Genomic DNA, 24,007 nt, shown 5'->3' with positions numbered 1-24,007 from the left:
TGTCCAAGGCTTGCTTTCGCAGGACGATTCCAGACTCCTCGTGAGGACGCGGCGCTCCCGGGATGCCCTCACGAGGAGATCGGCGGAGCTTAACGGATCGCGATCGGGTTGATCATGCCCTGGACGCCGCCGCGCCAGCGCGGCTGACCCAGCACGAACAGGAACTCGTAGCCCTTGTCCTTGGCGAGGTCGGCCGTGTTCATGTTCTCCAGGATGTAGGTCCCGTTCATGGCGAGCAGGATCTGGTGCACCTCGAACAGGTTCGGCGACTCGAACGGGATCGCCTCCACCGCCCAGTTGTCGGCCCCGACCGCGACCACGCCCTTCGAGGTCAGGTATTTGGCACCCTCGACGCCGAGACCGGGCTCGCCGGCGCCGTAACGCTTATCGTCCTTGCCGATCAAACCAAGCCAGCCGGTGTGGAAGATCACGATGTCGCCCTGGCGGATCTCGACGCCCTGCTTCTTGGCAGCTTCCTCGATCTCCTTGACGTTGAACGCGGTGCCTTCCTTGACCACGTCGGTGTTGTAATAGGCCGCCATGTCGAGCAGCACGCCGCGCGCCACCAAGGGCGGCACCTTCTCGATGCCGAGCTTCTTCAGGCCGGTCGGATCGGCGAAGTCGAGCAGCTTGTTGCCGTTGTAATAGACGTGCTCGATGCCGAGATGGCCGAGCCCGTCGATCTGGCTGCCGACGCCGACCCAGCCTTCGACGATGTCGTCATTGTAGGTCGCCTTATTCGGGCCAAGGCCGGGAATTCCGGCCTGGCCCGGCTGCACCACGGTGATCTTGAACGAACGCGGCGGATAGGCCGGCGTCTTGGAATCGACGATCATGCCGAGCGGGTAGGTCTTGCCGGTCTTCACCAGCGAGGCGGCTTTGACCACGAGCTCCGGCGTGATGTAGTTGGCCGCGCCGATCTCGTCCTGTGGGCCCCATTTCGATTTCGTCCAATCCGGGGTCTTGTCCTGGGCATTGGCCGTCCCGATCGCACCCATCATGGCAATCGAACAGCACAACACGAACGCGTTGCGCATCGCATTTCCTCCGACATGTTGACGTTTGTTCGTTTCGCGCTGGCCAGCGCTGCATCCTAACGTAGTAAAGGATGGCCAGACAAAGCTATTTCGCGCGCGTGCGCTGCACAGCGCCCGAAAGTCGCATCGGTCGAAATGGCTCTTTTTCCCTGCGCGAAAACGTCATTTCGCGCAATGGAATGCGCCGTTCGCTGGCGATGCTCAGCACAATCTTTGAATGAATCGCGTCAGGCTGCGATGTCGTGGTCCCGGCCGGCGAGTCCGGCCATGAAGGCCGAGAGGCCGCTGCTGCGATGCGCCGCGCGGCGGTGGATGAACAGGGTTTCGACGCGTCCATGACTTGGATCGAGCGTGTGCAGGCTGACGCTGCCGATCATCTCGTTTCGCGTCACCACAGCGCGTGGCAGCAGCGCGACGCCCATGCCAGCGGCGACGCAGCCGATCATGCCGTCGAGCGTACCGAGCTCGATGCGCGCGGCCGCGGGCCAGCCGAAATCGTTGAAGACCTGCTCCAGCCGCTGCCGGTAGGTGCAGCCGGCCCTGAACACCAGCGCCGTCGGGCCGGAGGCAGCCGTGGCCGCACGCAAGGCTGACAGGCTTTCAAAGCGCCGGGCCGTCACCAGCACCAGCTCTTCCTCGAAGGCGATGATACCCGAGAGCTCGGGATGTTCGATCGGGCCGGCCACGAAAGCGCCCTCGAGCGTCCCGTCGAGTACGGCGGCCACGAGCTCGGCAGTTGGCGCCGTGCGCAGACCGAGGGCGACAGCCGGGAAGCGCCGATGAAAATCCGCGAGCAGCGTCGGCAGGCGCACGGCGGCGGTCGTCTCCATCGAGCCGATCGTCAGCGGTCCTCTCGGCTCGCCGTCATCGCGCGCGGCGAGCAGCGCTTCGCGCGACAGCGTCGCCATCCGGTCGGCGTAAGGCAGAAGTCGCAGCCCGGCATGGGTCAGGGTCATGCCGCGGCTGTGCCGCTCGAACAGTGCGGTGCCGATCTCGCCTTCCAGCGCCTTGATCCGCTGGGTCACGTTGGACTGCACCGTGTTGAGGGCCTCAGCAGCACGGGTGATGCCGCCGCTGCGCGCGACGGCTGCAAAGGTTTGGAGGTCGCTCAGCTCCACGGCCAATCTCCGTTTTGAATCTGCGATGGCAGAGTTCTCAAGTATTCATTTTGAGAGAATGCTAGCCGCGCCTAAAGTCGCCGTCCAGAGTTGAGGAGACTTTCATGGCACTGCGGACGGCGTTGACGGAGAAGCTCGGCATCAGCCAGCCGATCCTGCTGGCGCCGATGGATCTGATTGCCGATGCGCGCCTCGTGCACGCGGTCAGCGACGCCGGGGGATTCGGTATTCTCGGTGGCGGCTATGGCAATCGAACCTGGCTCGCGCAAGAGACCGCACGGCTTGAAGGCCTGCCTGCGCCGTTCGGCATCGGCTTCATCACCTGGTCGCTGGCGAAGCAGCCCGATCTGCTCGACGTGGCGCTCGCCGCCAGGCCTGCGGCGATCATGCTGTCATTCGGCGATCCTGCGCGGTTCGCGCCGGCAATCAAGCAGGCTGGTGCGTTGCTGATTTGCCAGGTGCAGGATGAGGCGATGGCCGAGCAGGCGATCGCGGCGGGTGCCGACATCCTGGTTGCACAAGGAACCGAGGCGGGCGGCCATGGCGCGTCGCGGACCACGCTCGATCTCGTGCCGGCGATCGTCGACCTCGCCGCGGGGCGAGTGCCGGTGGCGGCGGCCGGCGGTCTTGCCGATGGCCGCGGCCTTGCGGCGATGCTGATGCTGGGGGCGGAGGGCGTGCTGCTCGGCACGCGCTTCTATGCCAGCCGGGAGGCTGCCGGCGCCGACGAGGCCAAGCGGCGGATCTGCGCGGCAAAATCCGGCGAGACCGTGCGCGGCATCATCTTTGATCTGTCGCGCAACAATGTCTGGCCGGCGCCGTTCACCGGCCGCTGCCTGGTCAACGATCATGCGCGCCGCTGGATGGGGCGCGAGGTGGAGCTGCTGCAGCAGGTCGAGAACGTGTCGGCGGACTATGTGAAGGCACGGACCGAAGGCAATTTCGACATCGCCGCCGTCATTGCCGGCGAGGCCGTCGGCCTGATCCATGATATCCCGCCGGCCGCCGAGATCGTCGCGCGCATCGTCGATGAGGCCGCGCAGATCCTGCAAGGGCGGCGCAACTCGTCCGCCGTCTTCGCCAAGCAATAGGAGCAGCCCATGTGGCCCGACCGCCGCTTCCTGGATCTCGTCAAGACCGAGCACCCGATCGTGCTCGCGCCGATGGCCGGCGTGATGGATGCCGATCTCGTCATCGCGGTGGCGCAAGGCGGGGGGCTCGGCTCGCTGCCCTGCGCCATGCTCTCCGCGGACAAGGCGCGTGAGCAGGTCAACATCATCCGCCAGCGCGTGTCGGCGCCGATCAACGTGAACTTCTTCTGCCACACGCCGGTCGAGGCCGATGCGGCACGTGAGGCCGCATGGAAGCAGAGGCTCGGCGCCTATTACCAGGAGTATGGCGTGGATCCGGCGGCTCCGGTGACGGCCGCGAACCGCGCTCCGTTCGATGCCGCGATGTGCGCCGTCGTCGAGGAACTGGGGCCGGAGGTCATCAGCTTCCATTTCGGCCTGCCTGAGCCGTCGCTGTTGGCGCGCGTGAAGGCGACAGGCGCGGTCGTGATGGCGTCCGCGACCGTGGTGCGGGAGGCGGTGTGGCTGGAGCGGAACGGCGTCGACGTCATCATCGCGCAAGGTGCGGAGGCGGGCGGTCATCGCGGCACGTTCCTGACCGACAAGCTTGCCGAGCAGGTCGGTACGTTCGCGCTGGTGCCGCAGATCGTGGATGCGGTGAAGCTGCCTGTCATCGCCGCCGGCGGCATCGCCGATGCGCGCGGCATCGCCGCGGCGTTCGCGCTCGGCGCCAGCGGCGTGCAGATCGGCAGCGCGTTTCTGCGCTGCCCCGAGTCCAAGGTCAGCGCGATGGCCCGCGCCGCGCTTGCCGCCGCCGACGACGAATCCACCGTCATCACCAACGTGATGACCGGCCGGCTCGCCCGCGGCGTCGCCAACCGGGTGATGCGCGAGGTCGGGCCGATCTCGCCGGATGCGCCGGCGTTTCCGCATGCCGCCACCGCGCTCGGTCCGCTCAAGGCCGCCGCGGAGAAGCAGGGAAGGGTCGATTTCACCAATCTCTGGGCCGGGCAGGCGCTGCCGCTCGGGCGCGCGCTACCGGCCGCCGAATTGACGCGGACACTGGCCGAACAGGCCCAGGCGCGCTTGCGGCGGATGGCGGGCTGACGCTGCGGGCAGGGCGCTGCCCCAGAAAGTCCGGAGGCTGCCGGTTGCGGCGCGAAAGCGGGCTCTGCTATAGGGCGGGTTCACCTTGTCCCGTGAGGCCCTATATAATGTCGGTCGATGCCGCCACCGTCCGCCGGATCGCGCAATTGGCGCGGATCGCTGTCACTGACGCCGAGGTCCCGCATCTGCAGGGCGAGCTCAATGCGATGCTTAACTTCGTCGAGCAACTGTCGGAGGTCAATGTCGAGGGCGTCGAGCCGATGACCTCGGTGACACCGATGGCGATGAAGAAGCGCCAGGACGTCGTCACTGACGGCGAGATCGCCGACGACATCGTCAAGAACGCGCCCATGACCGAGAACAACTTCTTTCTCGTGCCGAAGGTCGTGGAATAGCCAGGGCAGGTCCGCGCTTATCGCGCGTGATCCGCTCCTTCAAACCGACAAGCGAGCCAACGCCATGTGCCTGCTCTGCGACGATGAAGCGGCCTACAAGGCCTATATGGACTATCTCGACGCCATGGAGCGGCAGGGCAAGGCCGCCGATCCGGACAAGACCGTCAACGAGATCCTCGACCAGCTCGAAGCGGCCGCCAATACCAAGAAAGCCCCCCCTGCGAAGAACAAGTTCTTCGCGGACGACGCGGCCGACGACAAGACGCTTTCCCCTTTCTTCTGCAGCCCGATCAACAAATGACCGATTTGACGTCCCTGACGCTCGCCGAGGCCCGCAAGGGTCTCGCGAGCAAGACCTTCACGTCGCTGGAACTCACCGACGCCCATCTCAAGGCGATCGAGGAGGCGCGGGCGCTCAATGCCTTCGTGATGGAGACGCCGGACCAGGCGCGCGCGATGGCGCGCGACGCCGACGCCAAGATCAATAGAGGCGAGGGTGGGCCGCTGGCCGGCATTCCGCTCGGGATCAAGGACCTGTTCGCGACCAAGGACGTCCGCACCACGGCCTGCTCGAAGATCCTCGGTAATTTCGTGCCGACCTACGAGTCGACAGTGACCTCGCAGCTCTGGCGCGATGGCGCGGTGATGCTCGGCAAGCTCAACAATGACGAGTTCGCGATGGGCTCGTCGAACGAGACCTCGTACTTCGGCCCGGTCGGCAACCCCTGGCGCCGCGAGGGCTCCAACACCACGCTGGTGCCGGGCGGCTCGTCCGGCGGCTCGGCGTCGGCGGTGGCGGCGCTGCTCTGCATGGGCGCGACCGCAACCGATACCGGCGGCTCGATCCGCCAGCCGGCCGCGTTCACCGCCACCGTCGGCATCAAGCCGACCTATGGCCGCTGCTCGCGCTGGGGCGTCGTCGCCTTCGCTTCCTCGCTCGACCAGGCCGGGCCGATCGCGCGCTCGACCCGCGATGCGGCCATCCTGCTGCGCTCGATGGCCGGCCACGACCCGAAGGACACGACCTCGGTCGACATCCCCGTGCCGGACTACGAGGCTGCGATCGGGAAGTCCGTGAAGGGCATGAAGATCGGCATTCCCAAGGAGTATCGGCTCGACGGCATGCCGGCCGAAATCGAGAAGCTCTGGAGTGAGGGTCGCAAGTGGCTGGAAGCCGCCGGCGCAGAAACCGTCGAGGTGTCGCTGCCGCACACCAAATACGCTCTGCCGGCCTATTACATCGTGGCGCCGGCGGAGGCGTCCTCCAACCTCGCCCGCTACGACGGCGTCCGCTACGGCCTGCGCGTGCCCGGCAAGTCGATCGGCGAGCTGTACGAGAACACCCGCGCCGAAGGTTTCGGGCCCGAGGTGCGGCGCCGCGTCATGATCGGGACCTATGTGCTGTCGGCCGGCTATTACGACGCCTATTACATCCGGGCGCAGAAGGTCCGCACCCTCATCAAGAAGGATTTCGAGGACTGCTTTGCGAGGGGCGTGAACGCGATCCTGACGCCGGCGACGCCGTCGGCCGCGTTCGGCATCGGCGAGAAGGGCGGCGCCGATCCGGTCGAGATGTATCTCAACGACATCTTCACGGTGACGGTGAACATGGCGGGCCTGCCGGGCATCGCGGTGCCGGCCGGCAAGGACGGACAGGGGCTGCCGCTCGGGCTGCAACTGATCGGCCGTCCGTTCGACGAGGAGACGCTGTTCTCGCTCGGCGAGGTCATCGAGCAGGCGGCGGGACGCTTCACGCCGGTCCGGTGGTGGTAAGCGTCGCCGGGTTCAAGACGAGCCTCGCGGGCGACGCGCCCGCGGCCGGCCTGACGCCGGTGCTCACCGGCCTGTGGTGGCTGGCGAAGGGCGACTGGGACCGGGCGCACAAGATCATTCAGGACGAGACCGGCCGCGACGCGGCGTGGGCGCACGCGCATCTGCATCGCGTCGAAGGCGATCTCGGCAATGCCGCCTATTGGTATCGGCAGGCCGGGCAGCCCGTCGCCAAGGATGCATTGGATATCGAATTTGAGCGGATCGTCTCCGCGCTGATGGGGAGTTGAGGGCCATGACGGCAACCAGCGGCAAGCTGATGAAGGGCGCCACCGGCGACTGGGAGGTCGTGATCGGCATGGAGATCCACGCCCAGGTCACCTCGAAGTCGAAGCTGTTCTCGGGCGCCTCGACCGCGTTCGGCGGCGATCCCAACAGCCATGTCTCGCTGGTCGACGTGGCGATGCCGGGCATGCTGCCGGTCATCAACGAGGAGTGCGTGCGCCAGGCCGTGCGCACCGGGCTTGGTCTGAACGCCAAGATCAACCTGCGCTCGGTGTTCGACCGCAAGAACTATTTCTATCCCGACCTGCCGCAGGGCTACCAGATCAGCCAGTACAAGGACCCGATCGTGGGCGAGGGCGAGGTCACGGTCGAGCTCGACGGCGGCAAGACCGCCACTGTTGGCATCGAGCGCCTGCACATCGAGCAGGATCCCGGGAAGATGCTGCACGACCAGTCGCCGTCGCTGTCCTATATCGACTTCAACCGCTGCGGCGTGGCGCTGATGGAGATCGTCTCCAAGCCGGATATCCGCGATGCCGAGCAGGCCAAGGCCTACGTCACCAAGCTGCGGTCGATCATGCGCTATCTCGGCACCTGCGACGGCGACATGGAAAAGGGATCCCTGCGCGCCGACGTCAACGTCTCCGTGCGCAAGCCCGGCGGCCCGCTCGGCACCCGCTGCGAGATCAAGAACATCAACTCGATCAATTTCATCGGCCAGGCGGTCGAGGCCGAGGCGCGGCGCCAGATCGAGATCATCGAGGACGGCGGCGTGATCGAGCAGGAAACCCGCCGCTTCGATCCCGACAAGGGCGAGACGCGCTCGATGCGCTCCAAGGAGGAGGCGCACGATTACCGTTACTTCCCGGATCCGGACCTGCTGCCGCTCGAATTCAGCCAGGCCTTCGTCGACGAGCTGAAGGCTGCGCTGCCGGAGCTGCCGGACCAGAAGAAGGCGCGCTTCATCGCGGATTTCGGCCTGTCGCCCTATGACGCCTCCGTGCTGGTGGCCGAGCGCGAGAGCGCTGCGTTCTACGAGGCCGTCCTGGAGGCGCTGTCCGAGCGGGCGCGCGACGGCAAGCTCGCCGCCAACTGGGTGATCAACGAGCTGTTCGGCCGGCTCAACAAGGAGGGCCGCGACATCGCGTCCTCGCCGGTGTCGGCTTCCCAGCTCGCGGCGATCGTCGCGCTGATCGGCGAAGGCACCATCTCCGGCAAGATCGCCAAGGACCTGTTCGAGATCGTCTGGAGCGAGGGCGGCGACCCCCGCGAGCTGGTCGAGAGCCGCGGCATGAAGCAGGTCACCGACCTCGGCGCGATCGAGAAGGTGGTCGACGAGATCATCGCCGCCAATCCGGACAAGGTCGCGCAGGCGAAGGCCAAGCCGCAGCTCGCCGGCTGGTTCGTCGGTCAGGTGATGAAGTCGTCGGGCGGCAAGGCCAACCCGCAGGCGGTGAACGATCTCCTGAAGAGCAAGCTCGGCATCTGAACGACGATCGCCCGTCTTCGTTTCCAGCGGCGCGCACATGGTGCGCGCCGTTTGTCTTGGCGTCGCGGTCCGGCGAATCGCCGCACGCGATTCGCAAAAAAGCCACCATTGCCGAGCGTTCGAACGCACACGAGGGCGTGTGCAATGAAAATTTTTTCATTGCCAAAATTTACGACTCAGAGTCCGCGCGTTGCTCTCACCATGCGAGTCTGCACGCCGACACGCCGGCGTCGTCGCGTGCGCCGTGCTGTTCAGCCGTTCAGAAAAATACTTGCAGCACAGGCTTTTTGCGCAATCTCGATTAGTTGCGATCGCGGCCTTGCGCAGGGAGACGTTTGTATTTTCTTGATCGATCGACGCGCTGCTTCGCGCGTTTCGTCAGCCGCACACGCGCGCGCCTGTCAACACTTCCTTAAGCCGGAAGCTGTTTTTTTTCACTCGTTGGTGTATCGATGAGGAGTGCAGCTCGATTCCCGAGTGCACGCATCGACTAAGCCATCTCACATCGGAGGGCAACATGGCCAAGAAAGCGAAGAAGGCGAAGAAGGCAGTGAAGAAGGTCGCGAAGACCGCGGCGAAGAAGACTGCCAAGAAGACCAAGAAGGTCGCCAAGAAGAAGTAACTCTCGCAGTCCTCTGCGAGATGAGTCCGGCAACTGATGCCGGCACGTCGTTGGAACGCAGGTCGGCATAGCTCCTCGAGAGCCGGGCGGATCTCCTGAAGCTCCAACAGACGATAGAGGGTGTCGGCGAGACATCAGGTCAACGGTCGGATCGAACTCGAGAGCGGCTTCGCTCGCGGTACGGTCCGGCAGAAGAAACAGGATTTCTTCGTTCGGTGCAGATCGCGTTTCCGGTCTGCAATCTCACGAGCGGCTATCAGCCAGAGTGGGATCTGATCCTGACGTGTTCGCCGACGCCCTCGATCCTTGAGCACCGCGCCTTTGGCGACTGTGTGCCTCCAACCTTCCCATAGACGAACGGCATCATCATCATCATCAGCAGCTCGGCGCAGCCGTGCTCGTACCGCGCTGCGCAATCCCCCGCACGTGCTGTCGAGACGTGTCCAGTCCCGGTGCGGCTGTTGACCAACGGCGTGGTGCGCTCCGCGCCAGCGCGGTGAGGCGCTTTCGCGGATGGTTATGAGTTTGCCAAACAGAACGGTAAACCGCTCTTTGCCGAGTTGAAGAATCCATTTCGAATCAATGCATTGAAGCCGGCCCGGGAAAATGCGGGGCTCCGCGTTCAGGGCTCGTTCAGCACGATGTTTAAACTGCCTTTCAAACTTGATCGGTCATCCTTCGCGCATAAGCCGCGAGACGGCATGGGGATAACCAGGCGTTGAACAGTTGGACGGGGGCGTGCTCGGGTGACCGGCCGCCTCCTCGAGCGAAGGAGAGCGACGATGTTTCAGGGACAACTCAATTTTGATGACGTGACCACCGCGGAGCAGGGCGCCAGCGGCGATGTGCTGTTCGAGCTCGGCATGCTCTATGCGAGCGGTCGCGACGGTATGGTCGATCTGATCGCCGCGCACAAATGGTTCAATCTCGCCGCCCTCAGGGGGCGCGTCGACGCCGTGGCAATGCGCCGCGAGGTCGCCGAGCAGATGTCGGACGCCGAGATCGCGACCGCGCAGCGCGAGGCGCGCGCCTGGATGACCGCGCACTGAGCGAGCTAAGCCGCGGCTTGGCGGATCTCGCTTTCGGCGTGCGCATGCCGCACGCGCCAGAGTTGCCGGCCGCGAACCGGGGCGCTGGGGTGCCCCGCGCCCGATCGCTCATTCTCGTCGGAAGCGGGCCTCGTCGCGCGCCGATAAATCTCCTATCTGTCGTTCGGTGTGACGCAGACAAGCGGGATTGACGGCATGGGCCAGGCACGGCGACAGGCGCGGCGGCAAGAGCTGATCGACTGCCATGACTGCGGCAGCGGTGTCTCCTTCAGCGCAGTGGCGTGCCCGCATTGTGGATCGACCGAGCCGGCCGGGCCTGCGGTGCAGAGCCGGCGCGAGTTGAAGCGTCTGCGGGTCGAGGCCCATAATGACCGCCGCCTCGTCGTGGTGACCGCCCTCTGTGCGGGTCTCGGCGCCATCTATGGTGCCGTGATGGGAGCGGGAGGCGCAGCGTCATGGTGGGCTGTGCTCGGCTATGGGTTCGTCGGCACCATCATCGGCGTGCCCGCCGCCTTCGTGATCAACATCAGCCGTGGCTTGTTCGATTGAACCGCGCGTGATTGAGCGGCAACCGTGATCACGACGGTCACGCTCCGTTGCGATCCGGCAGGTGCGTGAACGGCTCGGCGTTGAGGCGGATGATCAGGGGGAGGGGGCTGTTGGCCGCGCAGGGACGGCTGGCGGAGACGGAGGGATTCGAACCCTCGATAGGGCTTTACAACCCTATAACGGTTTAGCAAACCGCCGCCTTCAGCCACTCGGCCACGTCTCCGGCGAGCGTCGGTATGCCCGACGCCGCGCTGAGCCGCAAGCGGCAGATTGCATGCGGTTTCGAAATCCTCACAGGGCCGCGGCTTCGCTGGACCGGTGCGGACGGTGCTCTTCACCTTCGGCCATCGATGCGAGCGGAGCCTGCCGTTGATCGGCGGCGGCACGGCGTGGAAGTCGACGGGCGGCGCCGGCCCTCTCGATGGTCCCTGACACGGAGGCCCCCTAATATAGAGGGTCGTCTGCAAAGGCGGCCGGTGGCAGGGGGCGCAGACGGCATCGTCCTCCAGCCCGATTCTCGTTCAGCGCGTGGGCTGGATTCGTGGCCCAGACGCCTGACTTGGGGCGGGTTCCTGGCGGGCGAGTGCTCGCGGCCTTAAGCACCCCAAATTGCGTTGTCACAAAACGACAACATAAACAGCCACTTAGGTGTTCCCGCAGAACCACGGTTCCGTGCCTTTTGTGCAACACCGGTCCGAAAAGGCGCCGCTTGAGCGCCGCAATGATGGTTCCTTTGTTGCGTGTGCAAAGGCCTTCGGTAATTCTGCTCGCACGACGAAGGGGGGCATCCCAACGTCGTCCCGTTTAGGTCGTTCGCTCAAGTCCCTCGCGTTCATGCGGGTGTGTCCGATAGCGCGAAGCGGCTGAGCGACGGGTCGAAGAGGGATAACGGGTCCAACCCCAAGGGTGTCTCTCACCCAGCGGAGGCGGAACCTTCCCTGACTGAGCAACTTGGAGGTTTAACATTATGAACACGATCAAGAGCCTTGTCCTGGGCTCGGCGGCCGCTCTCGTCGCCATGTCTGGGGCTCAGGCAGCTGACCTTCCGATCAAGGCCAAGGCGGTCGAATATGTGAAGGTCTGCTCGCTTTACGGCGCTGGATTCTACTACATCCCCGGCACCGACACCTGCATCAAGCTGGGCGGCTACCTGCGTGCTGAAACGTCGTTCGCCAGCAACGGCCAGTACAACAACGCCGTCAACGGCGTTGCCGGCGGCATGAACCGTAACAGCAACTACTACTACAGCCGCGCTCGTCAGGACCTCAACATCGACACGCGCACCGCGACCGAGTACGGCGTGGTCCGCACCTTTGCTGACCTGACGTTCACCTGGACCAGCGGCACCTACGCTGGCTCGGGCTCCGCGACCGGCGCGACCGCCTACTCGACGGCTGGCGCTCCTGGCGCTCAGGCCGACGGCAACATCGCCCAGGGCGGCATCGGCGTGTACTACGCCTTCATCCAGTTCGCTGGCTTCACGATGGGTAAGGCCGTGTCGCAGTTCGACGCGCCCTGGACCAACTACCCGGGCAACAACTTCGACGGCCTGTGGGGCGGCGGCGGCACCGTGACCGGTGTCAACCAGTTCACCTACACCGCCGACTTCGGTTCGGGCATCACTGCGGCGATCTCGGCGCAGGACGCGACCCAGTACTACACCACCAACATGTGGAACGTGTCGGGCATCACCGCGGCCGGCATCATCGGCGGCTCGTATGGCACCAACAACTTCGGTGGCAACGTGTCTCCGGACATCGTCGGCATGGTCCGTGTCGACCAGGCTTGGGGTCTGTTCCAGGCGTCGTTCGCGGCGCATGACAACCACACCGGCTACTACGGCGCCACCGAGCTCACCGGTCACCCGGCTGACAAGTGGGGCTGGGCTGCTCAGCTGGCCTTGTCGATCAAGAACATCCCGACCGGCCCCGGCGACACCATCAACATCCAGGGCGTCTACACCAACGGTGCGAGCCGCTACAACGCTCAGAGCCTGGTGCCGACCACCTACGCGATGTACGGCGGCAGCAGCACGGCTGGTGTCTACGGCACGCTCGGCTTCGCTGGCGTCAGCGATTCGGTCTTCGTGACCGGCGGTGAGCAGCAGCTGACCACGACCTACGGCTTCCGTGGCGCCTACACCCACAACTGGAGCCCGACCTGGAACTCGGCGATCTACGGTTCGTGGGCTGCCGTGAGCTACAACAACACTGCCAAGGGCCTGATCTGCGGCAGCGCGGCGATGGGCGCGATCGCGGGCGCAGGCTTCACCTGCAACCCCGACTTCAACATCTCCTCGCTCGGCTTGATCACCCGTTGGACCCCGGTCAAGAACCTGACCTTCTCGGCCGACGTGGCCTGGACCAACCTGGACCAGAAGTACTCGGGCAACATCGTTTCTCCGGCCACGACCACGACCTCCAAGCCGGCTGCGGTCTATCAGCTCAAGGACCAGAACTCGGTGTCCTTGCTGCTCCGCGCTCAGCGCAACTTCTGATCCTGATCGTCTGATCGGGTTCGAGAGCCCCCGGCAGGAAACTGCCGGGGGTTTTTGCTTGTGTGCGGGCGCTCATTCCGGCGCGGCACCGGGTCTGGTTCGCTCAAGCAGCGATCGATGCCAAATCGGCGGATCGAGGCAATCGAGCAAGGGATCCGATTGCCTGTGGCTCGAAAATCGCATTCGTTTCAGTAGTTTGGCTGCATGCTGGTATTTTTTTAAAAATGGTGTTGAAAACAGATGAGTTGATAAGCTAATTTTGTCATGCCTGAGTAATCATTCACCACCTACGCAAGACGACGATCATACGATGTTAGACCCCAGGAAGCCTCTGGCGATGCCCCGCCGGAGGCTTCTTCATGTCGGGATCTCCTCGCCGCCCAGCATCTGACGTTGCGTCTCGATTGCAGAGCCTCGGCGTGATCTCCGCAGGCCGTGCCGTCAGCGCAAACATCGATCGTCTCTCCAAAAATCGTTGCGCATCGGCTTGACCGGGAAATGCCGGATGGTCACCATGACCGCCAGATGACGGGGCCACACCGTCACGCCAGCGAGGAATGAGTCCAAAGATGAGTTCGGAAGGCTCTGTGGGAGTGCTGCGTCCGTGGTCCGACCAAGACGATCTGGCGGGCGCCATCACGCGGCTGCTGGAAGCGCGGCCCGAGGGCCGGGCCGAGCTTGCGGAATGTCTGGCGGTTGCGCAGCGGATCGAGGCCAGCGACGACGAGTCGTGGTACCGCGAGTGGATGCAATGCGCGGATGCGATGAAGGCTGCCGCCGCCGACGCCGTGAGCAGCGGCCGTCCCGAGCTGGCGTTTCGCAAATGGTCGCGCGCGATCGATTGTTATGAGGCTGCGGCCTGTCCGTTCAGCAGCTCACGCTCCCGCCAGGCCGTCGTGCTGTCCCGCATGCGCGAATGTGCGCGCGAATTCCTGCGCGGTGCCGATCCGCAAGGAGAGGTCGTCACAATTCACTGGCGCGCCGACTATCCGCTCGAAGCCTATTTCCTGCCGGCGCGTTGCGAGGCAGGCAGGGCGCCCACCGTCATCTGCATCGGTGAGCCCGGCCGTCGCAAGGAAACCTCCCTGTTCAAGCTTGCAGCCCATGCGGAGCAGCGCGGCCTGGCGCTGCTGGTGGTCGATCTGCTGGGCAGCGGACCGGACTGCCGCTTCGAGGAGATCGTCGGCCGTCGCGATCTCGAATCAGCCATCGCAAGCGTGATGGACTACGCGACGTCCCGTGACGACGTGGACGAAGGCCGGATCGCGATCCTGGCCGATGACTGGAGCTCGTCCTTCGTCGCGCGCGGCATCGCACTCGATCCGCGTTATGCTGCGGCGGTCTGCGACGCCGGCTTGTGGGATATTCACGAGCGCGTCTTCCTGTCACGCCGACCCGGTGCGGGCGAGCGGGGCAGGCTGTCGATCGCGAGCGATGGGCTGGCGGCGCGGCAGATCATGTGTCCGCTGCTGGTGACGGTGCCGGAGCGTGGCTGGCTGCGGGCCGACATCGCAACCCGGCTGATCGCGCAGATCAAGCGCGAGCACCCGGACATCACTCTGAAGATCGTCTCCAGCGCGGGCGCCGATTGGCTCGAGGCCGATGCCTTCGTCTTCGACTGGATCGCCAAGCGTCTGGCGGCGTCTCAGCGGCCTCCAGGCTGACGCGACCGCGTGTCTGCGCTCCGCTCCCCCGTAAGAGGCGGTCGGGCCGTGACCGCCTCGGGGGCCTCAGAGTCCCATCGTGAGTCGCGCGCTGGCCTTCTCGAAACGGTCCTTGAGGCCAGCCAGCTTGTCCGTGAAGGTCGCCAGCTCGCGAGCGTCGAATTCCTCGAAGATGAAGCTGAAGATCTGCGCCTGCTGAGCTTCCAGCTCGGCGAACTGCTCCGATGTCTTGGTGGTGAGCGACATCCGGACCACGCGCGCATCGTTGGGGGCGGGCTTGCGTTCCATGAAGCCCTTCTTCTCGAGCAGCTTCGACTGCGTCGTGACGAACGAAGGGTCGACGTGCAGCCGCTTGGCCGCCGCATTCACGGCGACTCCCTCGCCTTGATCCAGCTCGGAGATCGCCATCAGGATCATCCATTGCGGGCCACTGATGCCGATTCTCTTGGCCCAGAAGTACCTCAGCTCCTCCAGATGGACGTTGATCGTGGAGATCTCCCGGGCGAAGCGAAGAATGGCGTCGCGATTCTTCGGCAGATGTTCGGCAGTCTTCGGTTGCGCGTCCGCTTCCACAGGTGCGGCAGACATGTTCTTCAAGGGCGCCATTGCTCAGGAGTTCCGGTACGAAGCTCGACCCTAAAGAAAAAAAATCCGCAACAAAATCACTTATCTAGGAGGACATCGGCCGTCCCCCGTGCGCTGCACAACAAGCTGCCATTGTGTTGCCCCCAAGACACATTTCGGCTTCATTCAATTACCTGACTGCATAAACTATTTTGCTTACTGAATGAGCGAAGGCATAGTTCCTGATGACGGTGGGGGGTTACTCGATCGTCCCGTGACAGGTGGTTCGCTTAAGTCCCTCGCGTGATGCGGGTGTGTCCGATGGCGCGAAGCGGCTGAAGCGGTTTTTCGGGAGCAGAGGAAGCGGATCGTCCTGGGGGATCTTGGTCCGGTTCTTTCTCAAAAGAGCAACTTGGAGGTTTAAATGAAGACGGTTAAGAGCCTTGTCCTCGGCTCGGCGGCAGTTCTGCTCGCCATGTCCGCGGCTCAGGCGGCCGACCTTCCGATCAAGGCCAAAGCGGTCGAGTATGTGAAGGTTTGCTCCCTGTATGGTGCGGGCTTCTACTACATCCCCGGCACCGACACCTGCATCAAGCTGGGCGGCTATCTCCGCGCTGAAACGGCGATCGCCACGAACAGCGACTTCAACGCCGCGTTCAGCGGCCAGGGTGGTGCGCATAACCGCCTGAGCAACTACTACACGGCCCGCGCTCGTCAGGACATCAACATCGACACGCGCACGGCGACCGAGTACGGCGTGGTCCGTACCTTCGCTGACCTGACCTTCAGCTGGACCTCCGGCGGCTATGCCGGCACGGGTTCGGCCACCGGTGCGACCGCTTACTCGACGGCTGGTGCGCCGGGCGCACAGGCTGACGGCAATATCGCGCAGGGTTCGGTCGGCGTGTACTATGCCTTCATCCAGTTCGCCGGCTTCACCATGGGTAAGGCCGTGTCGCAGTTCGACACGCCCTGGGTGAACTATCCGGGCAACAACTTCGACGGTCTCGCCGGCGGCGGCGGCACGGTCACCGGCGTCAACCAGTTCAGCTACACTGCTGACTTCGGCTCCGGCATCACGGCCACCGTTTCGGCTCAGGATGCGACCGCCTACTACCAGAACAACCTCTGGAACGTGGCGGGTTCGACGGCGGCTGGCGTGATCGGTGGTGCTTACGGCACCAGCAACTACGGCGGCAACGTCTCTCCGGACTTCGTCGGTATGGTCCGTGTCGACCAGGCCTGGGGTCTGTTCCAGGCGTCGTTCGCGGCGCATGACAACCATGTCGCTTACTACGGCGCGTCCGAGACCTCCGGCCACCCGGCCGACAAGTGGGGCTGGGCGGCTCAGCTGGCCCTGTCGATCAAGAACATCCCGACCGGACCTGGCGACACGATCAACGTGCAGGGCGTCTACACCAATGGTGCGAGCCGCTACAACATCCAGAGCCTGATGCCGAACAGCTATTCGATGTACGGCAGCACGGGTCTGGCTGGCGCCTATCAGAGCGTCGGCTTTGCCGGCGTGGGCGACTCGGTCTTCACGACCGGTGGTGAGCAGCAGCTGACCACGACCTACGGTGTGCGCGGTGCGTACACCCACAACTGGAACCCGGCCTGGAACACTGCGATCTACGGGTCTTGGGCTGCTGTCCGCTACAACGGCACGGCCAAGGGCCTGATCTGCACCAGCCCCGGCGTGGTTGCGGCCTTCAACGCGGGTTCGACCTGTAATCCGGACTTCGATCTGGCCACCATCGGCCTGATCACGCGCTGGACCCCGGTCAAGAACCTGACCTTCTCGGCCGACTTCGCCTACTCGTGGCTCGACCAGAAGCACTCGGGTTCGGTCACGGCCCCGGCTGCCGCCGCTGTCGCCAAGCCGGCTGCGGTGTATGAGCTGAAGGATCAGCAGTCGGCTGTCCTGCTGCTCCGCGCTCAGCGCAACTTCTGATCCAGACCGTCTCACGACGGTTTGACCAACCCCCGGCAGGCAACTGCCGGGGGTTTTTCTTTGCCTCGCCAGCGCGTGCTCCAGCACCGAGACCCGCATTCCTCACCGTGCCGCTTTGTCGCTGACAAACATGCTGCGACCCGCCCGAGAACCACACCGCGCGGCCACGCGACGCAATACGATCTGGATGGAATTTCGCGACCGCCTCGTGGCCATGCGGCTCAAACATCCGTGAGAGGTGGTCGGCGGATTCGCTCGGTTCGACCGCGCGTTTGAGCCAAGCTTGGCCTGCGTGATCTCGGGCGGGCGAGGGCCCGTGCCACGATCGCCGGGATGACAGGGCCAGAGAGTTTGAGCCTCGCGCTCGCCGCGGTTCTCGACGTCCGTCCTGCTGCATTCCCGCCACGACCGCGACACGCATTCGGCGGCGAAAGTCTTCCCCGACACATTACTCTTGGAGATCCGGCGACCGCGTGCCGTGCCGCGGCCGTGCCACATGCGTGATCCGGCCGGTCACGAGAATGGTCCGATAAAGCACCAACTCTGCCTCGCGATCGTTCCCACTGCAACGCTATGCGCGGGCACTGTGGTGCAGCTGGAGACGGGCTGACCGTTGGGGCGGTCGTTCGATGTCGAGCCGGGCCGGTCTGAACTGAGCAATTTGGAGGTTAGTATGAAGACTGTGAGGAGCCTTGTTTTGGGCTCAGGGGCGGCGTTGCTCGCCATGGGTGGGGCTCAGGCCGCCGACCTTCCGATCAAGGCCAAAGCGGTCGAGTATGTCAGGGTCTGCTCGATGTACGGCGCCGGATTTTTCTACATTCCGGGCACCGACACCTGCATCAAGCTCGGCGGCTATCTGCGGGTCGAGGCCGGCTTCGGCACGAATACGATCTTCCAGAATGCCGTGAACGGCGTCGCCGGCGGGCGAAATCGTCTCAGCAACTACTACACGACGCGTTCGCGCGCCGACCTCAACATCGACACCCGCACCGCGACCGAATATGGCGTCGTGCGCACCTTCTTCGACGGTGTCTTCCAGTGGACCGGGGGCAGCTATGCCGGGACCGGCTCCGCCACGGGCGCAACTGCCTATTCGACGGCGGGCGCGCCTGGAGCGCAGGCTGACGGCAACATCGCACAAGGCGGGATCGGCGTCTTCTATGCCTTCATCCAGTTCGCCGGCTTCACCATGGGTAAGGCCGTGTCGCAGTTCGACGCGCCCTGGGCCAACTACCCCGGCAACAATTTCGACGGTCTGACCGGAGGCGGCGGCACCATCACCGGCGTCAACCAGTTCACCTACACCGCGGACTTCGGTTCGGGCATCACGGCCGCGATCTCGGCCCAGGATGCGACGCAGTATTCGCAGTCGCAGATCTGGAATACGGCGGGACAGACGGCCGCCGGCGTGCTCACCGGCAGCTATGGCACGTCGAATTTCGGCGGCAACGTCGCGCCCGACATCGTCGGCATGGTGCGCGTCGATCAGGCCTGGGGCCTGTTCCAGGCGTCCTTCGCGGCACACGACAATCACGCCGCCTTCTTCGGTGCCAGCGAGACGACCGGGCATCCCGCCGACAAATGGGGCTATGCCGGTCAGCTCGCCCTGTCGATCAAGAACATCCCGACCGGCGCCGGCGACACCATCAATCTGCAGGGCGTCTACACCAACGGTGCCAGCCGCTACAACTTCCAGAGCCTCGCGCCGATCAACTATGCGATGTACGGCGGCAGCAACATGGCCGGCGCTTTCCAGAGCCTGGGCTTCGCCGGCGTGTCGGATTCGGTGTTTGGGGCGAATACCCAGCAGCAGCTGACCACCACCTACGGCTTCCGGGGTGCCTTTACCCACAACTGGGATCCGTTCTGGAACACGGCGGTCTACGGCTCCTGGAGCGGCGTCAGATACAACAACACCGCGAAGGGACTGATCTGCAACGGTGCGGGCATGGTCGCTCTCGGAATCACGCCTGCGAATTGCAACCCCGACTTCAACATCTCGACGGTGGGTGTGATCACGCGCTGGACGCCGGTCAAGAATCTGACCTTCTCTGCGGACGTCGCTTGGACCCGGCTGGACCAGAAGTTCACCGGCGTGGCGAACGCACCGGCGGTCGCGGCGGTCGCCAAGCCGGCCACGACCTACCAGTTGAAGGACCAGGACTCGGTCTCGCTGCTGGTGCGTGCCCAGCGCAACTGGTAAGTGCGGGCGAATGGCGAATAGGGAGTAACGAACAGCAGTTGACGACGGAGCGGAGCCCAGGCTTCGCTACTCGCTACTCGCTACTCGCTACTCGCTACTCCACCACAGCGCCGCGGCGCAGATCGGCCTCGATCTGCAGCCGCGAGCCGCCGCCGAAGCGGGCGCGATAGACCTGCAGGTTCTCCATCACCCGCTGCACGTAGTTGCGGGTCTCCGCGAACGGAATCAGCTCGACCCAATCCACCGCGTCCACCTTCGGATCGCGCGGGTCGCCATACCGCTCGACCCATTTCCGTACGCTGCCGCGGCCGGCATTGTAGGCCGCGAACGTCATGATGTACGAGCCGCGATAGTCCTCGAGCAGGCCGCCAAGCTCAGCCGCGCCGAGCTGCGCGTTGTAGACCGGGTCGGTCTTCATCCGGTTCAGATCGAAGCTGACGCCGGCGCGCTTGCAGACGTAGCGACCCGCATCCGGCGTGACCTGCATGAGCCCGTAGGCCTGAGCCGGCGAGACCACGGCCTGGTTGAAGGCGCTCTCCTGGCGCGCGATCGAGAAGATCACGCTCTGTTCGACCTCCGGCCCGAGCGCCCGGAACGCGGGGATGCCCGTGACCGGATAGGCGTAATGATCGAACGGCAGTCCGCGATTGAGCGCGGCCTTGCCGACCAGCAGCATCGCTCGCGCATCGCTGTTTCGCGCGGCGATTTCCGCGATTCCGACCAGCACGTCGGGGTCGCCGTTATCGCCCATGTCGGCGAAGATCGGGATCGCGACCTCGCCCTCGTCGAGCTCGTAGAGCAGTTGCACCGCGCGCACCACCTCGAGCCGTTCGACGCCGCGTCCGCGGCCGCTCGGCGCGGCATTGAGGCCGAGCTGCGGCAGGCCGAGCTTCGCGCGCGCCAACTGTCCGTAGTAGCTCGTGGACTGCTCGGCGGCCGACGTATAGGCCGCGCGCGCCTCCTGCATGCGCCCCATCGCTTCTGCCGCGCGGCCCTGCCAATAGCCGGCCCGCGCCAGGGTGGTCGGATTGACGCTGCCGACGCCGATCCGTGCAAAGTGCTGGGCCGCGGTGGCCGGATCGTTGAGGAAACGCAGCGCGATCCAGCCCGCGGTGAATTCCTGCTCGGTCTTGTAGATGTCGCGGTTCGGCAGCGCCGCGTCGCGCGCGATCAGGTAGGCGCTGCGATATTCGCCGGTGTCGATCATCTTGCGCGCCAGCAGTCGGCGCTCGATCCACCATTCGTCCAGATTGTGCAGGCGGCCGGGATCCTTGGGCGCGTTCAGCATCAGCTGCGCCGCCTCGGCGAATTTTTCGTCGCGCCGCAGCAGCTGGATGCGGCTGAAGATGTAGCCTGCATCGCCGTGGAGTTCGCGCGGCACGGCATCGAGCAGGCTCTGGCTGTTGGAGGCTTTGCGATAGGCCGCGATTCGCGCTTTCGCGAGCGCCACGTGGCCCGAGCCAAGCCGCCGGGCAGCGCGCATCGCGGCCTCGTGCTCGCTGCCATACAGCAGCGTGTCCATCCGCGCCTTGTGATCGCCGCCGGACAGCAGGGCGCCGTACTGATCCAGAATGTTGTTCTCGGTCTCCTCGGACATCGCGTCGTTGCGCCAGGCATCGCGCACCAGGCGCTCGGCATTGGCGCGGTCGCCGCGATTGAGCATCACCCGGGCCAGCGCGAACTTGCCCTTGGCCGACAGCGGCGATTCGTTCTCGAACCAAGACCACACCACGGCATCGTCGCGCTTGTCGTCCCACAAGGCGGCCTCGAGCCGGCGCCGCAGGAAGGTCTGTGACGGCCAGGACGGATTGGCGGTGATGAACGCGCGGTAGCGCTCCACGCTGGCATTGTTGTTGTCGCTGCGCAGGATCACCCACTCCGCGAGCTTGCGCGCCACGGGATCCGAGATCGCCTGCACGACCTCGGTGGCATCGCTGGGCTTGCGCTTGCGGACGAGCTCGATCACGTTTTCGAGCGCGTCCTTGTCGGACTGCGAGGTCGAGGACGTCACGGCGATCGCAGCCGGCACCACGAGCTTACGGGAGGCGGGCAGGGCGGCATGCTGGCGGGCCGGCAGGCTTGCAGCCGCCGCGCCGGGGGTGATGTCCCTCGGGGCCGCGCGCGGCGTCTCGCCGGCGCCCTTGGGGCTGTTCTTGACCTCGGCCTTCGCTTCGGCCCGCGCGTCGACCTCGCTCTTGGTCCCGGCGGCCTCGTTGGTGTTCGTCTTCGGGACCACGCTGCGCGCGATTGGACGCGCCTTCGGCACCGGAACCTTGGCCACGGGAGCCTTGGCTCCTGTAACCTTGGATCCCGAAACCTTGGACCCAGCGGCCTGGTCCTTGGCGAGAGCGCTATGTCCGGCGAGAGCCCATCCGAGTGTCAGGCCGGCGGCCAAGGACACCGAGAGTGACACCGACAGGGCGGTCGATCGCAATGCAGTGGCGCGGGCAGAAAAGGGCACGGCGTTCCTTTTGCGGCGGATGACTTCGATCCCCTGACCAACATGGGTCTATCGAAAAGGTGAACAAATCCTAAATATACCGGGAAGGACTGCAACCTGCGCCAACACCGCGGCGAAATCACGACCGAAGGGCGGCGTGCGGCCGCGCCGGGGCAGAGAAGGGTGATCAGCCTTTGTCGGTGCGGAGCGTGCGGGGCCGGGGGCGGGGTATCGCGGGGGCGGCAAAGCGATTCGCGCGATTCGTGTGCCTGTTGAGAAGGCAGCCCAGCCGCGGGCGGGCCTTCCGCCCCGTCGGTAGACCCGGTATGAAGTGGCTCGCACAGGGGCCAAACGGCGTTTGGGAGGGAGTTTCATGGCAGCCAAGACGAATTTCCGGGGTTCTTTCACCGCCTTGGTCACTCCTTTCAAGAACGGGTCCGTGGACGAGGCCGCTTTTCGCAGCCTTGTGAACTGGCAGATCGACGAGGGCACCAACGGCCTCGTGCCGGTCGGCACGACGGGCGAGAGCCCGACGCTCAGTCATGACGAGCACAAGCGGGTGGTCGAGTGGTGCATCGCCGAGGCCCGGGGACGCGTGCCCGTCGTCGCCGGCGCCGGCTCCAATTCGACCAAGGAGGCGGTCGAGCTCGCCCAGCACGCCGAGAAGGCGGGGGCGGACGCGGTGCTGGTGGTGACGCCCTATTACAACAAGCCGACGCAGGAAGGCCTGTATCAGCACTTCAAGGCGATCAACGACGCGATCGGCATTCCGATCATCATCTACAATATTCCGCCGCGCTCGGTGATCGACATGTCCGTCGACACCATGAAGCGCCTGTTCGAGCTGAAGAACATCGCCGGCGTGAAGGATGCCACCGCGAGCATGGTGCGGGTGTCGCAGCAGCGCGCCGCGATGGGCGAGGAGTTCAACCAGCTCTCGGGCGAGGATGCGACGATCATCGGCTACATGGCGCATGGCGGCCATGGCTGCATCTCGGTGACGTCGAACGTCGCGCCGCGGCTGTGCTCGGAATTCCACCAGGCCTGGCAGAAGGGCGATGTCGCGACGGCGCTGAAGATCCACGACAAGCTGATGCCGCTGCACACCAATCTGTTCATCGAGTCCAACCCGGCCCCGGTGAAATACGCGCTGTCGCTGCTCGGCAAGATCGAGGAGAAGCTGCGGCTGCCGATGGTGCCGGTGTCGGAGCCGACCCGGGTCGCGGTGCGCGAGGCGATGGTTCATGCCGGACTGATCAACTGAGCCGACGTATCTGAGGGGGACGCGAGCATGTTGAAGGAATTCCGTGAATTCGCGATGAAGGGCAACGTCGTCGACCTCGCCGTCGGCGTCATCATCGGCGCGGCCTTCGGCGCCATCGTCACCTCGCTCGTCGCCGATGTCATCATGCCGATCATCGGCGCCATCACCGGCGGCCTCGATTTCTCGAACTACTTCATCCCGCTGTCCAAGACGGTCAATGCGAGCAACCTTGCGGACGCGAAGAAGCAGGGTGCCGTGCTGGCCTATGGACAGTTCCTGACCTTGACCCTGAACTTCTTCATCATCGCTTTCGTGCTGTTCATGATCATCCGTGTGATAAACAGGTTGAAGCGGAACGAAGCGGCAGCCCCCGCGGCGCCGGCGAAGCCCTCGGCCGAGGTCGAGCTGTTGACCGAGATCCGTGATCTCCTGAAAAAGTCCTGATGGCTGAAAAGAACGAACCCAAGATCACGGTCGCCGCCGAGAATCGCAAGGCGCGGTTCAACTACGCGATCGAGGACACCATCGAGGCCGGCATCGCGCTGACCGGCACCGAGGTGAAGTCGGTCCGCGGCGGCAAGTCGACGATCGCGGAATCCTATGCGGATTCGCGCAATGGCGAGATCTGGCTGATCAACGCCAACATTCCGGAATATCTGCAGGCCAATCGCTTCAATCACGAGCCGAAGCGGCCGCGCAAGCTGCTGCTGCATCGCAAGCAGATCAACAAGCTGATGGGCGCGGTCGAGCGCGAAGGCATGACGCTGATCCCGCTGAAGCTCTATTTCAACGAGCGGGGCCGCGCCAAGCTGCTGCTCGCCGTCGCCAAGGGCAAGAAGCTGCACGACAAGCGTGAGAGCGAGAAGAAGCGCGATTGGGGCCGCGAGAAGGGCCGGCTGCTGCGGGCGCGCGGCTAACGAGACCTTTGCC

At 64.8% G+C, this 24,007-nt stretch carries 20 protein-coding genes and 1 tRNA gene; 16 read left to right on the top strand and 5 right to left on the bottom strand.

Annotated features, from left to right (window positions below; genetic code table 11):
- Positions 1-89: 89 nt before the first annotated feature.
- Both ACQR03_RS29050 and ACQR03_RS29045 read right to left on the bottom strand, forming a co-directional pair.
- Positions 90-1,037 carry a cyclase family protein gene (locus ACQR03_RS29050; RefSeq protein WP_315711362.1) on the bottom strand — a complete coding sequence of 316 codons (948 nt, stop codon included), beginning with the start codon at positions 1,035-1,037 and terminating at the stop codon, positions 90-92.
- A gap of 227 nt (positions 1,038-1,264) precedes the next feature.
- Positions 1,265-2,155, bottom strand: coding sequence for a LysR family transcriptional regulator (locus ACQR03_RS29045; protein ID WP_315752959.1), 891 nt, complete (start codon positions 2,153-2,155; stop codon positions 1,265-1,267).
- 104 nt (positions 2,156-2,259) lie between these two features.
- On the opposite strand from ACQR03_RS29045, the gene ACQR03_RS29040 reads away from it, so the two are divergent.
- The 9 genes from ACQR03_RS29040 (at position 2,260) to ACQR03_RS29000 (ending at position 10,491) form a co-directional block, all read left to right on the top strand.
- Positions 2,260-3,246: an NAD(P)H-dependent flavin oxidoreductase gene (locus ACQR03_RS29040; RefSeq protein WP_315752958.1), complete on the top strand. Its 987-nt coding sequence runs from the start codon at positions 2,260-2,262 to the stop codon at positions 3,244-3,246.
- Between the two features lie 9 nt (positions 3,247-3,255).
- A complete protein-coding gene (locus ACQR03_RS29035; RefSeq protein WP_315752957.1) occupies positions 3,256-4,332 on the top strand; it encodes an NAD(P)H-dependent flavin oxidoreductase in 1,077 nt (358 codons plus the stop codon).
- Positions 4,333-4,439: 107 nt separating this feature from the next.
- A complete protein-coding gene (gene gatC / locus ACQR03_RS29030) occupies positions 4,440-4,727 on the top strand; it encodes an Asp-tRNA(Asn)/Glu-tRNA(Gln) amidotransferase subunit GatC (protein WP_315711367.1) in 288 nt (95 codons plus the stop codon).
- 64 nt (positions 4,728-4,791) lie between these two features.
- The gene (locus ACQR03_RS29025; protein WP_315752956.1) at positions 4,792-5,028 is read left to right on the top strand and encodes a hypothetical protein; all 237 of its coding nucleotides are present in this window, start codon (positions 4,792-4,794) and stop codon (positions 5,026-5,028) included.
- The gene (gene gatA / locus ACQR03_RS29020) at positions 5,025-6,500 is read left to right on the top strand and encodes an Asp-tRNA(Asn)/Glu-tRNA(Gln) amidotransferase subunit GatA (protein ID WP_315752955.1); all 1,476 of its coding nucleotides are present in this window, start codon (positions 5,025-5,027) and stop codon (positions 6,498-6,500) included. The genes ACQR03_RS29025 and gatA overlap by 4 nt, the downstream gene beginning before the upstream one ends.
- Positions 6,491-6,787 (top strand): hypothetical protein, encoded by a 297-nt coding sequence (locus ACQR03_RS29015; RefSeq protein WP_315752954.1) that lies wholly within the window; start codon positions 6,491-6,493, stop codon positions 6,785-6,787. Before gatA ends, ACQR03_RS29015 begins: the two co-directional genes overlap by 10 nt.
- Before the next feature lie 5 nt (positions 6,788-6,792).
- On the top strand, positions 6,793-8,271 hold the full coding sequence (gene gatB, locus ACQR03_RS29010) for an Asp-tRNA(Asn)/Glu-tRNA(Gln) amidotransferase subunit GatB (RefSeq protein ID WP_315752953.1): 1,479 nt from the start codon (positions 6,793-6,795) through the stop codon (positions 8,269-8,271).
- Between the two features lie 1,404 nt (positions 8,272-9,675).
- Positions 9,676-9,942: a hypothetical protein gene (locus ACQR03_RS29005; protein WP_315711373.1), complete on the top strand. Its 267-nt coding sequence runs from the start codon at positions 9,676-9,678 to the stop codon at positions 9,940-9,942.
- A gap of 195 nt (positions 9,943-10,137) precedes the next feature.
- A complete protein-coding gene (locus ACQR03_RS29000; RefSeq protein ID WP_434840842.1) occupies positions 10,138-10,491 on the top strand; it encodes a hypothetical protein in 354 nt (117 codons plus the stop codon).
- Between the two features lie 129 nt (positions 10,492-10,620).
- Here ACQR03_RS29000 and ACQR03_RS28995 read toward each other — a convergent pair.
- Positions 10,621-10,714: transfer RNA gene (locus ACQR03_RS28995), tRNA-Ser, on the bottom strand.
- Positions 10,715-11,458: 744 nt separating this feature from the next.
- On the opposite strand from ACQR03_RS28995, the gene ACQR03_RS28990 reads away from it, so the two are divergent.
- Together ACQR03_RS28990 and ACQR03_RS28985 are read left to right on the top strand one after the other, a co-directional pair.
- Positions 11,459-12,988 (top strand): porin, encoded by a 1,530-nt coding sequence (locus tag ACQR03_RS28990; RefSeq protein WP_315711375.1) that lies wholly within the window; start codon positions 11,459-11,461, stop codon positions 12,986-12,988.
- 569 nt (positions 12,989-13,557) lie between these two features.
- Positions 13,558-14,652 carry an alpha/beta hydrolase family protein gene (locus ACQR03_RS28985; protein ID WP_434842108.1) on the top strand — a complete coding sequence of 365 codons (1,095 nt, stop codon included), beginning with the start codon at positions 13,558-13,560 and terminating at the stop codon, positions 14,650-14,652.
- Between the two features lie 66 nt (positions 14,653-14,718).
- Here the strand turns inward: ACQR03_RS28985 and ACQR03_RS28980 are convergent, their stop codons facing one another.
- A complete protein-coding gene (locus tag ACQR03_RS28980; RefSeq protein WP_315729363.1) occupies positions 14,719-15,258 on the bottom strand; it encodes a MarR family winged helix-turn-helix transcriptional regulator in 540 nt (179 codons plus the stop codon).
- A 382-nt stretch (positions 15,259-15,640) separates the two neighbouring features.
- Here ACQR03_RS28980 and ACQR03_RS28975 point away from each other — a divergent pair, with 382 nt between their 5' ends.
- Both ACQR03_RS28975 and ACQR03_RS28970 read left to right on the top strand, forming a co-directional pair.
- Positions 15,641-17,170 carry a porin gene (locus ACQR03_RS28975; RefSeq protein ID WP_316175172.1) on the top strand — a complete coding sequence of 510 codons (1,530 nt, stop codon included), beginning with the start codon at positions 15,641-15,643 and terminating at the stop codon, positions 17,168-17,170.
- A gap of 673 nt (positions 17,171-17,843) precedes the next feature.
- Positions 17,844-19,373 carry a porin gene (locus tag ACQR03_RS28970; RefSeq protein ID WP_315827232.1) on the top strand — a complete coding sequence of 510 codons (1,530 nt, stop codon included), beginning with the start codon at positions 17,844-17,846 and terminating at the stop codon, positions 19,371-19,373.
- Positions 19,374-19,467: 94 nt separating this feature from the next.
- Here ACQR03_RS28970 and ACQR03_RS28965 read toward each other — a convergent pair whose 3' ends face one another.
- Positions 19,468-21,834, bottom strand: a complete 2,367-nt coding sequence (locus tag ACQR03_RS28965) for a transglycosylase SLT domain-containing protein (RefSeq protein ID WP_434842109.1) — start codon at positions 21,832-21,834, stop codon at positions 19,468-19,470.
- Positions 21,835-22,186: 352 nt separating this feature from the next.
- Between ACQR03_RS28965 and dapA the strand changes: the two genes are divergently transcribed.
- From dapA to smpB, 3 genes are read left to right on the top strand one after another with little or no spacing between them, the layout of a single operon-like run.
- Positions 22,187-23,077, top strand: coding sequence for a 4-hydroxy-tetrahydrodipicolinate synthase (gene dapA, locus ACQR03_RS28960; RefSeq protein ID WP_315752947.1), 891 nt, complete (start codon positions 22,187-22,189; stop codon positions 23,075-23,077).
- A gap of 27 nt (positions 23,078-23,104) precedes the next feature.
- Positions 23,105-23,521, top strand: coding sequence for a large conductance mechanosensitive channel protein MscL (gene mscL / locus ACQR03_RS28955; protein WP_315711385.1), 417 nt, complete (start codon positions 23,105-23,107; stop codon positions 23,519-23,521).
- Positions 23,521-23,994 (top strand): SsrA-binding protein SmpB, encoded by a 474-nt coding sequence (gene smpB / locus ACQR03_RS28950; RefSeq protein ID WP_315711387.1) that lies wholly within the window; start codon positions 23,521-23,523, stop codon positions 23,992-23,994. Before mscL ends, smpB begins: the two co-directional genes overlap by 1 nt.
- The last annotated feature ends 13 nt before the right edge of the window (positions 23,995-24,007 follow it).

The organism is Bradyrhizobium sp. HKCCYLS3070, from assembly GCF_051167575.1.
Lineage (GTDB): Bacteria > Pseudomonadota > Alphaproteobacteria > Rhizobiales > Xanthobacteraceae > Bradyrhizobium.
This window is presented reverse-complemented; position numbering and strand designations above follow the sequence as displayed.

What these genes read in the sequence shown, in the direction of transcription:
- ACQR03_RS29050 (WP_315711362.1), bottom strand. Translation starts at nt 1,037, where the DNA reads ATGCGCAACGCGTTCGTGTTGTGCTGTTCGATTGCCATGATGGGTGCG.
- ACQR03_RS29040 (WP_315752958.1), top strand. Translation starts at nt 2,260, where the DNA reads ATGGCACTGCGGACGGCGTTGACGGAGAAGCTCGGCATCAGCCAGCCG.
- ACQR03_RS29035 (WP_315752957.1), top strand. Translation starts at nt 3,256, where the DNA reads ATGTGGCCCGACCGCCGCTTCCTGGATCTCGTCAAGACCGAGCACCCG.
- gatC (WP_315711367.1), top strand. Translation starts at nt 4,440, where the DNA reads ATGTCGGTCGATGCCGCCACCGTCCGCCGGATCGCGCAATTGGCGCGG.
- ACQR03_RS29025 (WP_315752956.1), top strand. Translation starts at nt 4,792, where the DNA reads ATGTGCCTGCTCTGCGACGATGAAGCGGCCTACAAGGCCTATATGGAC.
- gatA (WP_315752955.1), top strand. Translation starts at nt 5,025, where the DNA reads ATGACCGATTTGACGTCCCTGACGCTCGCCGAGGCCCGCAAGGGTCTC.
- gatB (WP_315752953.1), top strand. Translation starts at nt 6,793, where the DNA reads ATGACGGCAACCAGCGGCAAGCTGATGAAGGGCGCCACCGGCGACTGG.
- ACQR03_RS29005 (WP_315711373.1), top strand. Translation starts at nt 9,676, where the DNA reads ATGTTTCAGGGACAACTCAATTTTGATGACGTGACCACCGCGGAGCAG.
- ACQR03_RS29000 (WP_434840842.1), top strand. Translation starts at nt 10,138, where the DNA reads ATGGGCCAGGCACGGCGACAGGCGCGGCGGCAAGAGCTGATCGACTGC.
- ACQR03_RS28990 (WP_315711375.1), top strand. Translation starts at nt 11,459, where the DNA reads ATGAACACGATCAAGAGCCTTGTCCTGGGCTCGGCGGCCGCTCTCGTC.
- ACQR03_RS28985 (WP_434842108.1), top strand. Translation starts at nt 13,558, where the DNA reads ATGAGTTCGGAAGGCTCTGTGGGAGTGCTGCGTCCGTGGTCCGACCAA.
- ACQR03_RS28980 (WP_315729363.1), bottom strand. Translation starts at nt 15,258, where the DNA reads ATGGCGCCCTTGAAGAACATGTCTGCCGCACCTGTGGAAGCGGACGCG.
- ACQR03_RS28975 (WP_316175172.1), top strand. Translation starts at nt 15,641, where the DNA reads ATGAAGACGGTTAAGAGCCTTGTCCTCGGCTCGGCGGCAGTTCTGCTC.
- ACQR03_RS28970 (WP_315827232.1), top strand. Translation starts at nt 17,844, where the DNA reads ATGAAGACTGTGAGGAGCCTTGTTTTGGGCTCAGGGGCGGCGTTGCTC.
- dapA (WP_315752947.1), top strand. Translation starts at nt 22,187, where the DNA reads ATGGCAGCCAAGACGAATTTCCGGGGTTCTTTCACCGCCTTGGTCACT.
- mscL (WP_315711385.1), top strand. Translation starts at nt 23,105, where the DNA reads ATGTTGAAGGAATTCCGTGAATTCGCGATGAAGGGCAACGTCGTCGAC.
- smpB (WP_315711387.1), top strand. Translation starts at nt 23,521, where the DNA reads ATGGCTGAAAAGAACGAACCCAAGATCACGGTCGCCGCCGAGAATCGC.